This window comes from Catenuloplanes japonicus (assembly GCF_000717135.1).
Taxonomy (GTDB): Bacteria; Actinomycetota; Actinomycetes; order Mycobacteriales; family Micromonosporaceae; genus Catenuloplanes; species Catenuloplanes japonicus.
The window spans coordinates 76,741-89,453 of the sequence record NZ_JNXY01000018.1; the positions used below are offsets into that span (position 1 = coordinate 76,741).

A 12,713-nucleotide genomic window follows, 5' to 3' on the forward strand; every position below is an offset into this window, starting at 1 on the left:
ATTCTGCCCATGGGTAGTCTCCCCGCGCCCAAGCGTGATCGTTAGCACCTGAAGGCGGCGCGCCCCCGCCGCCTCCTGACGCACGCCATTTGCAGGAGGTAGCACTTCATGGCCGAGCCACCGCCGGACATCACCCCCACCGAGGCCGCGGCGTCCGCGCCGGTCCAGGCCCGCACGGACCGCAGCCCGTGGAACTGGCTGCTGATCATCCCGATCGTGGTGCCGCTGACCACGCCGCTGTTCAACCACGACGACCCGCGCCTGCTGGGATTCCCGGTGTTCTACTGGTTGCAGCTCGCGTTCATCATCCTCGGCGTCTCCACCACCACGCTGGTCTACCGGATGAGCGGACGGGGTGAGCGCCGATGAGCGACCACATCGTCCAGATCGTCGTCTTCTCCGTGCTGTTCCTGCTGGTCAGCGGCATGGGATTCGTGGCGGCCCGCTGGCGCGCGCCGAAGGATCTCAACCACCTGGACGAGTGGGGCCTCGGCGGCCGCAACTTCGGCGGGTGGATCACCTGGTTCCTGGTCGGCGGCGACCTCTACACCGCCTACACGTTCGTCGCGGTGCCGGCGCTGCTGTTCGGCGCGGGCGCGGCCGGGTTCTTCGCCGTGCCGTACACGATCATCGTCTACCCGCTGGTGTTCCTGGTGCTGGTCCGGCTCTGGTCGGTGTCGCACCGGCACGGGTTCGTCACGCCGGCCGACTTCGTGCGCGCGCGTTTCGCGTCCCCGACGCTGGCGCTGCTGATCGCGATCACCGGCATCGCCGCGACCATGCCCTACATCGCGCTGCAACTGGTCGGCATCGAGGCCGTGCTGAAGACCATGGGCGTGACCGGCGACTCCACGCTGGCCCGGCACGCGCCGATCATAGTGGCGTTCGCGATCCTGGCCGCCTACACGTACCAGTCCGGCCTGCGGGCGCCCGCGCTGATCGCGTTCGTCAAGGACACGCTGATCTACATAGTGATCATCGTGGCGGTCATCTACCTGCCGGCCAAGCTCGGCGGCTGGGGGTCCATCTTCGACGCGGCGGAGGCCAAATTCGCCGCATCGCCCGCGCCGAACGACGGGATCACGCTCAACGCCAACAACCAGCTGCAGTACATCACGCTGGCGCTCGGCTCCGCGATGGCGCTGTTCCTCTACCCGCACTCGATCACCGGCGTGCTGGCCAGCCGCGACCGTGGCGTGATCAAGCGGAACATGTCCGCGCTCCCGGCGTACAGCCTGCTGCTGGGCTTGATCGCGCTCCTGGGTTTCATGGCCATCGCGGCCGGCGTGAAGCCGCTCCCGGGTGCGCGCGAGGGCACGGTGGACAGCAACACGGTCGTGCCGCTGCTGTTCGACCAGCAGTTCCCGGCCTGGTTCGCGGGCGTGGCGTTCGCGGCCGTCGGCATCGGCGCGCTGGTCCCGGCCGCGATCATGTCGATCGCGGCGGCGAACCTGTTCACCCGCAACATCTACAAGGAGTACCTGCGCAAGGACGCGACCCCGGCGCAGGAGGCGAACGTCTCGAAGATCAGCTCGCTGGTGGTCAAGGTCGGCGCCGTCGCCTGCATCGTCTTCCTCGACCCGCAGTTCTCCATCGACCTGCAGCTCATCGGCGGCGTGATCATCCTGCAGACGCTGCCCGCGGTCGCGCTCGGCCTCTACACACGCTGGCTGCACCGCGGCGCGCTGGTCGCCGGGTGAGTGGCCGGCATGGGCCTCGGCACGTGGATGCTCTACTCGATCCCCAACGCCGCCACCGGCCGCAAGCACTTCGGCGGCTCCGCGTTCCCGCTGTCCGACTTCGGTTTCGACACCAAGATGACGATCTACGTCGGCCTGGTCGCGGTCGCGGTCAACCTCCTGGTCGCGGTGATCGCCACCCCGCTCATGCGCTCCATGCGCCTCACCGAGGGCGACGACGCCACCGTCCGCGAGGACTACTTCGCCGACGCCACCCCGGCCCCGTCCCCCGCCCCGGCCGCTCCCGCGGACCCGGCCCCGACCGCAACCACGTAACCCACCCCGGTCCCCGCCGCTTCACCGCGGCGGGGACCGGGCGGCCGTCGATCACCAGCACAAACCGGGTCAAACCCACAAAATCTTTCTGCCCGCTTCCAGCGTGGTGGCGATCCGCATGCTCCCGCGGGCACCGGTCGTCGCTGGCGCTCCTCCCTGCCGGTCCCGCGTGTGGCCGGCCCAGACCCGCCCGGATGCTGAAAGTCCGCGTGTCAGGCTCAGCGGGTGGTGGGGGTGACGGCGGGGAGGCAGGCGACGAGGTCGTAGGCGCGGGCGACGGGGAGATCCTGGTAGGTGTCGAGGACGCGGATGCGGGCGGCGGAGAGGGCGCGGACGTCGGTGATGACCGGGGCGTCCGTGGCCAGCAGGGACTCGATGCTGCCGTCGGCCGGGGGTTCCAGGTCGACCGGCGGGAACTCCGCGCCCTCGGGGGCGGTGGCGGAGCGGCGGCGGGTCATGATCCGGCCGGTGGCCGTGGTCAGCGCGATGACCAGGAGATCGTCGCCGAGGTCGGCGGCGAGGTGGGTGCCGAGCGTCGGGATCTCCAGGCCGGCGACGGGCAGTGGCACGCGGGCCAGGTGGGAGTTGGCGGCGCCGATCACCAGCCGCTCGCCGCGGGCCAGCAGCATCCGCGCGGTCTCGGCCATGGCGGCGTCGCGCGCGTTCACGGCCAGGTGGGTCACCGAGCCGGCCGCGCTGCGGGCCTGCGCGCGCAACTGCTGGTCGAGCAGCACGGCCAGGCGCAGCTCGTGGCGGGTCGTCTCGTACTGCGCGGCGGGGACGGTGCGCAGGTGCAGCGGGCGGAGCGCGTCCGCGTGCGTGGAGAGCGCCGCGAGCAGCACGGTCTGCGCGTCGCGATCGGCCTGCGGCATCGCCAGGTAGGCGGCGAACGCGGGCATCGTGTGCGGCCCGGCCCAGCGTGCGGCCAGTTCCCGTACCGCGTCGACGAGATCCTTGCCGAAGACGTCCAGGCGGTCCAGCGCGGGCAGCATGGAGGCGAGGTCGCCGGGCAGGTCCAGGCCGGTGTAGCGGACCGCGCCGGACGCGCGCATCCACGCGAACGTGGCCCGGGTCTCCGGCGCGTTCCCGAACCGGTAGGTCAGCCCATCGGCCGGGAAGTCGCCGGGCCCGCCCGCGACCCAGGCCGCGAGCGCCAGGCCCTCGCTGAAGCCGGACTCCTGCGCATATGCCGTGAAGCCCATCCGCTCGACCAGGAACCGCAGCAGCCGGTGCCGCAGCAGCTGATATTCGCGCACGTGGTGCGAGGTCTCGCCGATGGCGACCACCCGCGCGCCGCCGATCGCGGCGCGTAGGGGCTCCAGGTCATCGAGCGGCGCCGTGGGGTCCAGAGTGTCCAGTCTCACGAACGGGCAGAGTACCGGCAGGCACGTGCTCGGGACGCAGACCGACGCCGATCATCCGGGCCGGGATGCCCTGCAGCACCGGGAACCGGTCCAGCACGCGGAACGGCAGCGGCGCGTCGACCGGCCGTTCCGTGCGCAGCAGCGGCGCGACCATGCCGCGCTGCGCGATCCGCTGCACGCGCTGGACGACGCGGGTGGGCAGCATGCGCCGGCGCTGCACCGCGGCCAGGTCCGCCTCGGTGAGCCGCCCGGCCGTGAGCGCGGGCGCGAGCAGCCGCGCGGCCGCGACCGCGTCCTGGATCGCGAGGTTGATGCCGACGCCGCCGATCGGGGACATGGCGTGCGCGGCGTCGCCGATCAGCAGCGCGCCGGGCACGTGCCAGCGGCGCAGCCGGTCGACCTGGACGGTGAGCGTGCGCACGTCGTCGAACGAGGTGATCCGGTCGACGCGGTCGGCGAGCGCGGGGAAGAGCGAGACCACCCTGGCCCGGAACGCGTCCAGCCCCTCCGCGACCACGGTGCCGTACGCGCCCTTGGGGATCAGGTACGCGATCTGCCAGTAACTCCCCCGGTCGATCGAGACCAGCGCACCGCCGGCCCCGACCAGCCCCTGCACGCCCTCCGGGTCGGTCTCGGTGCGGGGCAGGCGGAACCACAGCACGTCCATCGGCGCGCCGAACTCGACCGGGGTGAGGCCGAGCTCGCTCCGTACCCTCGAAGATCTTCCGTCGCAGGCGACGGTGAGCGTGGCGTGGATCGTGAGCGCGCCGGCCCGCACGCCGCGCACCGTGCCGTCCGGGTCGCGGAGCAGGCCGGTCATCTCGGTCTCGCGGAGCAGCGTGAACGTGTCGTAGCGCGCGGCCTCGGCGGCCAGCATCTCCAGGAAGTCCCACTGCGGGACGAACATCAGGTACGGCGGCCAGCCCCGCAGCCGGGTGAAGTCCGCGATCCGGCGGGTGCCGTCCGCGAACGTGATGGTGACGTTGCGGACCTTGCGGTGCGGCAGTTCCTCCGCGCGCCGGGCGAGACCGAGCTCCGCGATCAGGGCCAGCGTGGACGGGTGGACGGTGTCCCCGCGGAAGTCGCGCAGGAAGTCGGCGTGCTTCTCCAGCACGGTCACGCGGACCCCGGCGCGGGCGAGCAGCAGGCCGAGCATCAGGCCGGCGGGTCCGCCGCCGACGACGCAGACATCAGTGCTGATCTCGGTGCGACTCATAGCGCACCTCCAATCTCATCGACCGTTGAATTATAGGCACAAGCAGGAGGGAAGCGTTTTCGGATAGATGGCGGCAGTTGTCAACCTCGCGGCTTTCGTGCAAGCCTCGACATCGGAACATGTCGATCTTTCGGAGGCTCCACGTGACACTCACCCGGCGAGCCGCGCTCGCCCTCACCCTGCCGGCGGTCGCCGTCGCCGCGCTGCTCACCCCGGCCCTCGCCCAGGCCGGCTCCACACCCACGCTCGACCCCGCCGGCGCGGCCGCGCTCAGCGACCGCCTCGGCGACCGCTCGGCCGGCGCCTACCTCGACGGCGACGCCATTGTGGTCACCGTCACCGACGACGCGGCCGCGCGGACGGCCGAGGACGCCGGGGCCGTCGCCCGGCACGTCACCCGCGGCGCCGGCGCGCTGGCCGCGGTCGCAGCCGACCTGCGGGCCACCGCCGCGATCCCGGGCACGGCCTGGGCCGTACGCCCGGCCGAGAACCTGATCGTGGTCACCGTGGACGACACGGTCACCGGCGCCGGACTGTCCGCGGTCGAGGCCGCGGTCGCACGGTCCGGCGGCGCGGCCCGGCTGGAACGCGTCCCCGGCCGGCTCGGCACCCGGATCAGCGGCGGCGAGGCGATCTACGGCGGCGCCTACCGCTGCTCGCTCGGCTTCACGGTCACGGACGGCGTCGCGTCGTACTTCCTGACCGCCGGCCACTGCACCGAGGTCTCCGAGGTCTGGTACGCCGACCTGGACCACACCGCGCAGCTCGGCACCGTGCGGGGCGGCAGCTTCCCGGGCGACGACTACGGCATCGTGCGCTACTCCGCCGACGACCACCCGAGCGCGGTGGACCTCTACGACGGCACCACGCAGGAGATCACCTCGGCCGGGACCGCGGTCGCCGGCCAGGCCGTGCAGCGCAGCGGCAGCACCACCGGCCTGCACGCCGGTACGGTGCTGGAGGTGGACGCGACCGTCATCTACCCGGAGGGCACCGTCTCCGGCCTGATCCGGACGGACGTCTGCGCGGAGGGCGGCGACAGCGGCGGATCGCTCTTCGCCGGGCCGGTCGCGCTCGGGCTGACGTCCGGCGGCCTCGGCGACTGCTTCACCGGCGGTACCACCTACTTCCAGCCGGTGGACGAGGTGCTGGCGGTCTACGGGGTGAACATTCCCTAAGGGTTTTCCCTTGCACCCTTCGGGGCAAACGGCCCGGATCAATGCGATCCGGGCCGTTTGCGCAGCTCATGAGCCCCATACCGCCTAGTACCTCATGCGGGAAATAGGCCTTGTGAGGGGCATTGACCGATGACAGTCTTTCCCACATCTGGGGCGTTAACTCTCCCCAAATGAGTGGAATGTCCGCTGCCGATCCGTACCCCCCACGGAGGACCACGTGAGATCCACAAGCTCCTCGATCCGGCGCTCAGCGACCATCCTCGCCGCGCCCGCCGTCATCGTCGGCGCCCTCATCGCGCCCACGAACGCCCAGGCCGCTCCCACCCTGCTGACCGAGGCGTTCGCCGACAAGGCCACGACGCTCAGCGACAGCCTCGGCGCGGACCGCACCGCGGGCACCTACCTCGACGCGGAGACCGGCCGCATGGTCGTCACCGTCACGGACGCGACGGCCGCCCGCGCGGTCCGCACCCAGGGCGCGGTCGCCGAGACCGTCTCCTTCAGCACCGCGCAGCTCGACGCCGTGATCGCGGATCTGAACAAGACCCCGTTCGCCGGTACGAGCTGGGCGACCGACGTCATCAACAACCAGGTCGTCGTCTCGATCGACGGCACGGTCAGCACCGCCGACGCCGCCGTGATCAAGGCGAAGGTGGCCAAGGCCGGCGCGGCCGCCCGCGTCGAGACCACCGACAAGATCTCCACCACGATCGCCGGTGGCGCCGCGATCTACACCGGCGGCAGCCGCTGCTCGCTCGGCTTCAACGTGCGGTCCGGCTCGACGTACTACTTCCTGACCGCCGGCCACTGCACCAACGCGGGCGCGACCTGGACCAACGGCTCCGCCACGCTCGGCACCCGGTCCGGCACCAGCTTCCCGGGCAACGACTACGGCATCGTCCGCTACACCAACACCTCGATCACGCACCCGAGCGCGGTCGGCAGCACCACGATCAGCTCCGCCGCCACCCCGGCGGTCGGCACCGCGGTCACCCGCTCCGGCAGCACCACCGGTACCCGTACCGGCTCGGTCACCGCGCTGAACGCCACGGTCAACTACTCGCAGGGCTCGGTCTCCGGCCTGATCCGCACCACGGTCTGCGCCGAGCCGGGCGACTCCGGTGGCCCGCTGTACCGCGGCTCCGTCGCCTACGGCCTCACCTCCGGCGGCTCCGGCAACTGCACCTCCGGCGGCGTCACGTACTTCCAGCCGGTCACCGAGGCCCTCTCGGTCTACGGCGTCTCGGTCGGCGGCTTCTGAGCCATCCCTCCACCCCGGAGCCGCGCCGCCGGATTCCCCGCATGGGTCCGGCGGCGCGGTTCTGCGCCCGGGTTCAGGCCGCAGCTCAGGCCGTGGTTCAGGCCGTGGTTCAGTCCGTGGTTCAGGCTGCGGCGATGTTCGGCTTCGACGGGAAGAGATCGTCGAAGACGCGGCCGCGGTCGAAGGTCATGGCGTGGGCCCGCGCACGGGTCTCCAGGTCACGACGCTCCTCGGCGGTCATCTGCAGCACCACGCGGTCGACGGCCGCGGCGATGCCGTTCACGTCGCCGGCCTCGATGATGACGGCGGCGTCGCCGACCGCCTCGCCGGTGCCGCCGGTCAGGGCCGTGATGATCGGACCGCCGCCGGCCAGGCCCTTCTCGGAGAGCGCGATGCCGAACGTCTCGACGAAGTCCGGCTCGGGCTTGGTCGGCAGCGCGTACGCGGCACAACCGTTCATGAGCAGCGGCTTCTCGTCGTCGTCCACGTCGGTCAGGAAGATGATGTTCTCGTCCTCCTTCGCCATCGCCTGGATGTGCTCCAGCGCCGGGCCGTTACCCGCTATCACCAGCTTCACCCGGTCGCGGCACTCCATCTGGCCGTACGCCATGACGAGGTCGTAGATGCCCTTCGCCCGTGCGACCCGGGACAGGAACAGCACGTAGCCGTCCCGTTTCAGGCCCCGCTTGGCCAGCGCGGCGTCCACCGCGGCCGGGTCCAGCTCCAGGTACGCGGAGGCGTCGATCGGCGGGTAGCTGACCGTCACACGGCGGCGGCACTCCTCCGCGAACCGCGTGCCGACCTTCGCGTCGACCTCCTCGGCCGAGGCGATGATCTCGTCCCGCGTGTAGTCGGAGACGGCCACCACCTCGTCACTGGCCAGGAACTGGGTGAACAGCACGGTGGCGGCGCCGAAGCGGTCCTCGCGCAGGCAGTTACGGATCACGTTCGTGACGTCGGAGCCGACCGCCTTCGCGATCGTGTAGACGTCCGGCGCGAAACCGGCGGCGCGGGCCGCGTTGACCGCGTCGTTGACGACCTGCGTGTGCGGCACCGTATACATCGACAGGACCGTGGTCGGGACCGGCTCCGCGAGCAGCTCGACCAGCCGGCCGGTGAGACCGGCCAGGTGACGGCCGTCCGGCACGCGGTAATCGCCGACCGGCTCGGGACGCTCGACGGTGATGCCCTCGCTGTACGGCAGCAGCCGGTCCAGCGGCTTGAGCGGCAACCCTGCTGCCTGGAGCGTGGGAATCGTCCAGGTCAGCAGGCGCACGTCGTCGAACCCGCGGGTCAGTGCCACCTCGGCGAGGTTGCGCGCCTCGCCTGAATGGCCGCAGATAACCGGATCCGCCCGGACCACGATCACGAGACGGCGACGGGGGTATTTCATGGTCTTTCCTTTTAAGGTGCTGCCGCCGAGTCTGACAGGGACGGCGGACGGATCCCGCGCCCCCACGAGGACGGCTCCGGGCCCAGGGTGAGCTGCAGCCTGCCACCGCGGTGAATGTCCGCGGCACTCAGATGCGTGGCTTCCAAGGGCCTGCCGTTGAGGGTGGCGGCCTGAACGTACTGGACAGGCGGGGTCCGATCAATACCATCCACTCCGATCGGTGAGTCGCGGTGTCCGCTGGTCTCGATAACGAACTCGCCCTCCCCCGTCCGGATCATCGCACTACGAAACGCGGGCGAATTAATCAGGAAAAGATTCTGACCCGCAACGGGGAAAAGACCGAGCGACGCCCAGATGTACCAGGAGCTCAGGCCACCGGAGTCGTCGTTGCCCGGCAGACCACCCCGCCCGGTGCCGAATTGCCAGGTCAAGGCCGCATTAACGACCTCGGCAGTACGGTCCGGACGGCCCGCGTAGTGGTAGGCCCAGGGCGCTTCCATGTCCGGTTCGTTGTTCAGTCCCTCGAACCGGTTCAGCGCATATCCGGCCGCCATCTCGGACGGTTTCGGGCAGCGGCCGGGCTGGGTCACCGGATCCGCACCGTACCCGAAAAATTGGTCCAGAATTCGGGTGAAGGCCGTGTCGCCGCCCGCCAATGCGATACGTGCTCGCATGTCGTGCAGGAGCCGGAACGAGTAGTTCCACTTACCGCCCTCGTAGAACTCCGAGTCGCGCAGCAGACCGGTCTCCGGGTCGAACGCGTTGCGCCACCCGCGGCTGCGCTCCTCCAGATCCTCGGCGAGGCGCCGGTCGTTGAGCGCACGGGCCACCTTCGCGGTCGCGTAGTGCGCGAACGACAGGTCCAGCGTGTGACTGATCGGGTGCACGACGCCGTGCTCCCAGAAGTCCTCGCCGTACATCCGCCGCAGGTCGTCGACCATGTGGACGAGCGCCCAGTTCCAGTCCAGACCGTCGCGGCCGAGCGCGTGCGCGTCCGCCAGCGCGGTGTGCGCGAGCGCGCTGCCCTGGCGGAAGAACCGGTCCGCACCGCGCGCCATCCGGTAGCCGATCGGGAAGTTGCCCTCCTCCTCGCACACCCGGATGAGTGACTCCAGCAGGTCCGTCGCCCGGTCCGGCACGATCGCGGACAGCAGCGGCAGCTGGGTCTTGTAGATGTCCCACATGGTGCAGACGTCGAACGCGTACGGCCCGGAGTCCGGCCAGAACGGGGACTCGTCGTCGCCGAAGCACGGCTTGATCAGCGAGTGGTAGAGCGAGGTCGCCAGCACCGTGCGCCGGGCCGGCGTGCCGCCCTCGACCTGCACGCGGTCCAGATGGTCGCCCCAGCGCGCCCGGGTCCGCGAGCGCACCAGGTCGAACGCGGACGACTCGGTGCCGCCCGCCTCCTTCTCCAGGTTGCGCCGGGCCTGCTCGTGGCCGCGCAGCGAGAAGCCCATCCGGATCTCGACGGTCTGGCCGGCCAGCGTCGGACCCATGAAGAGCATGCCGAACGGGCGCAGCGTGGTGTGCCGGATGCTGTCGAAGTCGAGCCGGGTGCCGCCGTTGATCAGGCGCCGGTCGTACCACAGCATCTGGCGCCAGCGCGGCGTGTCGATCTCCATGAAGACGGAGAGCGGCACGCCCTCCATCCACACCGTGCCCTGCGCCTGGCCCTGGCCGAGGCTCTCCACCTGGGCGCGCAGCGGCACGGTCCGGCCCAGCTCGATCGCGAGGCCGCCGCAGGACATGTCGATCACGACGCGCGCGCTGCTGTGCCTCGGGAACGTGTAGCGGTGCACCGCGACCTTGTCGCCGACCGTGATCTCCGAGCGGATGCCGGTGTCCAGCGTGGCCGCGTAGTAGCCGGGCTCGGCCGTCTCGTCGTGCAGCGGCCAGGACTGCCCGAGGTCGTCCAGCGGCTGGACCATGGGCGTGACGCGCACGTAGTTGTAGTACTTACGGATCGCGCCGGTGCCGGACTGCTGGAAGTGTGTGAAACCGGACGCCTGCATCCGGTCGAACATCTCCTCCGGCACGCCCTCGGTGTTCTTCGCGTACCTGCCGTAACCGGTCGGATAAGCACCGGAGTAGGCACAGGCGGAGACCATGCCGAGCGGGGAGGTGGCGCCGGGGTGCGTGTTCCCGACCTGCGGCTTCGGCCACCACCAGGTTGCTGCCAGACCCTCGGCACGGGGCAGGTCGGTCGCCGCGGTGCCGATGAACGGATCAACGTCGTCTAAGATCCCAAAACTTTACCTGGCGTACGATCCCCGGTCGGTTTCCGGGACGTTTCGGCGCGCGATTTTCCCGGTTGCCGGGACGGATTCTCGATTGCCCGCCCTGTGCCCGCTTGCCATCCTTGGGCACCTGCCGGACTACCGCCTTCGAGGAGGATCGACGATGAACTTCGACGTTCGCACCACCGACCTGCGAGCCCTGAACTCCCTCACCAAGTACCCGTCGATCCCGACCTACCACACGCTCGACCCGAAGAACGGCGGCCTGCTCGACGGCACGGTCCCGTTCACCGGCCCGGTCCTCGCCACGGAGAAGGTCGACGGCTGCCTGACACGCACCACGCGGGTCTCCATGGCAGACGGGTCGCGGAAGCTCATCAAGGACGTCGCGGTCGGCGACGAGGTCCTGGGAATGGACGAAGAAGGCCGGGTCGTACCGACGCCCGTCGTGAACGTCTTCAACAACGGCCGCGCTGAGACCTGGATGAAGATTTCGGGACGGCGGCTCGGTGCCGGACGTGGCAACTCTCAGTTCAGCATCACCTGCACCCCGAACCACCGCTTCTGGATCGCCTCGCGCGATGAGTACGTCGCGGCCGAGAAGCTCGCCGACGGCGATGAGGTGACGCTCCTGCGCAGCGAACTGGATCTCACACCGTGTCAACGATCGGTACTCCTCGGCAAACTGCTGGGCGACGGTACCCTCGCCGTACGGAAGGGCTCCCGGACCGCAGCGGTCGAATGGGGTCACCGCGTCCAGGACTCGGCGTACGTCGAGTGGACGCTCCTCGGGCTCGGAGACATGGCAAGCTCCGCGATCAACGAGCGGACGAGCGGGTACGGCTCCACGATGGTTCGCGCACGCTCGTCGTTCCACCCCAGTGTGCGAGACCACTTCGGCGACATGATCGCGTCGGGGCGAAAGCGCATCCCGGGCTGGGTCGCCGATTCGCTCGACCCGCTCGCCCTGGCGTTCTGGTACATGGATGACGGTTCCCTGCAGACCGTCCCGGGTCAAGAGGATCGTGCGACGCTCTCGGTCTGCGGCTTCGACGAAGACGACTGTGCCGTGCTCCTCCGTGGGCTGCAACGCCTCGGCATCGTCGGGGAACTCATGCGCGACGGCGGGGGCTACCTGACGATTCGCCTGAACTCCGATGCGGCCGAACGCCTGTTCCTGACCGTCGCCCCATACGTACCGCCGGTGATGCAGCGCAAGCTGCCGGAGCGATACCGTGGCCATCAGGGCTGGCTACCACCCGCTGGCACACGCAGCTACAAGACGCAGCTCGTCCGTCAGATCATCGATCGCGTCGATTACGACCTCACGAACGTGTTCTCGAATCGCTACGACCTGGAGACCGGCACACACAACTTCTTCGCCAACGGCATCCTGGTCCATAACTCCAACAGCCGTGTCATTCAGCTGCCCGACGGTACCTACCTGCTCGGCTCGCGGGAGGAGCTGCTGTACGCACAGGGCGACCTGATCGGCAACCCGTCGCAGGGCATCGTGGAGAACCTGAAGCCGCTGGCCGAGGCGCTGCCGCCGGTCACCGGCGACGTGATCCGCGTGCTCTACCTGGAGCTCTACGGCGGCAAGATCGGCGGCCAGGCGAAGCAGTACAGCACGCGGGGCACGGTCGGCTGGCGGCTCTTCGACACCGCGCTCATCGCCGGCTACCCGGCGCTGCTCGCGGCCGCGCCGCAGGAGATCTCGGCGTGGCGGGAGAGCGGCGGCCAGCCGTGGGCCGGCGAGGACGCGCTGCACACGATCGCGGCCGAGGCCGGCGTGGAGCTGACACCGCGACTGTTCACGCTGGACGCGGCGGAGCTGCCGACCGACGTGGAGAAGATGCAGGCGCTGCTGGCCGACCGGCTGCCGGCCACACTGGTCGCGCTGGACGAGTCCGGCGGGCGCGCGGCCGAGGGCATCGTGTTCCGCACCCTCGACCGCACCGCGATCGCGAAGGCCCGCTTCCAGGACTACGCCCGCACGCTGCGCCGCAAGCGCTAGCGAGTGATCGGGGCGTCTCCCGTGCCGTGGGA

The 12,713-nt window shown here is 70.3% G+C and carries 8 protein-coding genes and 1 pseudogene; 5 read left to right on the forward strand and 4 right to left on the reverse strand.

All coding sequences use genetic code 11. The features are described 5' to 3' along the window. Positions 1-108: 108 nt before the first annotated feature. Together OP04_RS24920 and mctP are read left to right on the forward strand one after the other, a co-directional pair. Positions 109-369, forward strand: coding sequence for a DUF3311 domain-containing protein (locus OP04_RS24920; protein ID WP_033342255.1), 261 nt, complete (start codon positions 109-111; stop codon positions 367-369). Continuing rightward, positions 366-2,015 (forward strand): annotated as a pseudogene (mctP, locus tag OP04_RS48595) (monocarboxylate uptake permease MctP). Before OP04_RS24920 ends, mctP begins: the two are co-directional and overlap by 4 nt. Positions 2,016-2,233: 218 nt before the next feature. Here the strand turns inward: mctP and OP04_RS24930 are convergent. Together OP04_RS24930 and OP04_RS24935 are read right to left on the reverse strand one after the other, a co-directional pair. After that, positions 2,234-3,379, reverse strand: coding sequence for an erythromycin esterase family protein (locus tag OP04_RS24930; protein ID WP_051798921.1), 1,146 nt, complete (start codon positions 3,377-3,379; stop codon positions 2,234-2,236). Continuing rightward, a complete protein-coding gene (locus OP04_RS24935) occupies positions 3,339-4,580 on the reverse strand; it encodes an FAD-dependent oxidoreductase (RefSeq protein WP_085066750.1) in 1,242 nt (413 codons plus the stop codon). Before OP04_RS24935 ends, OP04_RS24930 begins: the two co-directional genes overlap by 41 nt. 158 nt (positions 4,581-4,738) lie before the next feature. Here OP04_RS24935 and OP04_RS24940 point away from each other — a divergent pair, with 158 nt between their 5' ends. Both OP04_RS24940 and OP04_RS24945 read left to right on the forward strand, forming a co-directional pair. Then, positions 4,739-5,773 carry a S1 family peptidase gene (locus OP04_RS24940; protein WP_456297624.1) on the forward strand — a complete coding sequence of 345 codons (1,035 nt, stop codon included), beginning with the start codon at positions 4,739-4,741 and terminating at the stop codon, positions 5,771-5,773. Between the two features lie 217 nt (positions 5,774-5,990). Continuing rightward, positions 5,991-7,034, forward strand: a complete 1,044-nt coding sequence (locus OP04_RS24945; protein WP_033342257.1) for a S1 family peptidase — start codon at positions 5,991-5,993, stop codon at positions 7,032-7,034. Between the two features lie 121 nt (positions 7,035-7,155). Here OP04_RS24945 and OP04_RS24950 read toward each other — a convergent pair whose 3' ends face one another. Both OP04_RS24950 and OP04_RS24955 read right to left on the reverse strand, forming a co-directional pair. Then, positions 7,156-8,427 (reverse strand): glycosyltransferase, encoded by a 1,272-nt coding sequence (locus OP04_RS24950; protein WP_033342258.1) that lies wholly within the window; start codon positions 8,425-8,427, stop codon positions 7,156-7,158. 11 nt (positions 8,428-8,438) lie between these two features. Continuing rightward, entirely contained in the window at positions 8,439-10,670 is a 2,232-nt protein-coding gene (locus tag OP04_RS24955; protein WP_033342259.1) for a glycoside hydrolase domain-containing protein, read from the reverse strand. Between the two features lie 157 nt (positions 10,671-10,827). Here OP04_RS24955 and OP04_RS50080 point away from each other — a divergent pair, with 157 nt between their 5' ends. Continuing rightward, positions 10,828-12,681, forward strand: coding sequence for an RNA ligase family protein (locus OP04_RS50080; RefSeq protein WP_051798924.1), 1,854 nt, complete (start codon positions 10,828-10,830; stop codon positions 12,679-12,681). Positions 12,682-12,713 lie beyond the last annotated feature (32 nt).

What these genes read in the sequence shown, in the direction of transcription:
- OP04_RS24950 (WP_033342258.1), bottom strand. Translation starts at nt 8,427, where the DNA reads ATGAAATACCCCCGTCGCCGTCTCGTGATCGTGGTCCGGGCGGATCCG.
- OP04_RS50080 (WP_051798924.1), top strand. Translation starts at nt 10,828, where the DNA reads ATGAACTTCGACGTTCGCACCACCGACCTGCGAGCCCTGAACTCCCTC.
- OP04_RS24920 (WP_033342255.1), top strand. Translation starts at nt 109, where the DNA reads ATGGCCGAGCCACCGCCGGACATCACCCCCACCGAGGCCGCGGCGTCC.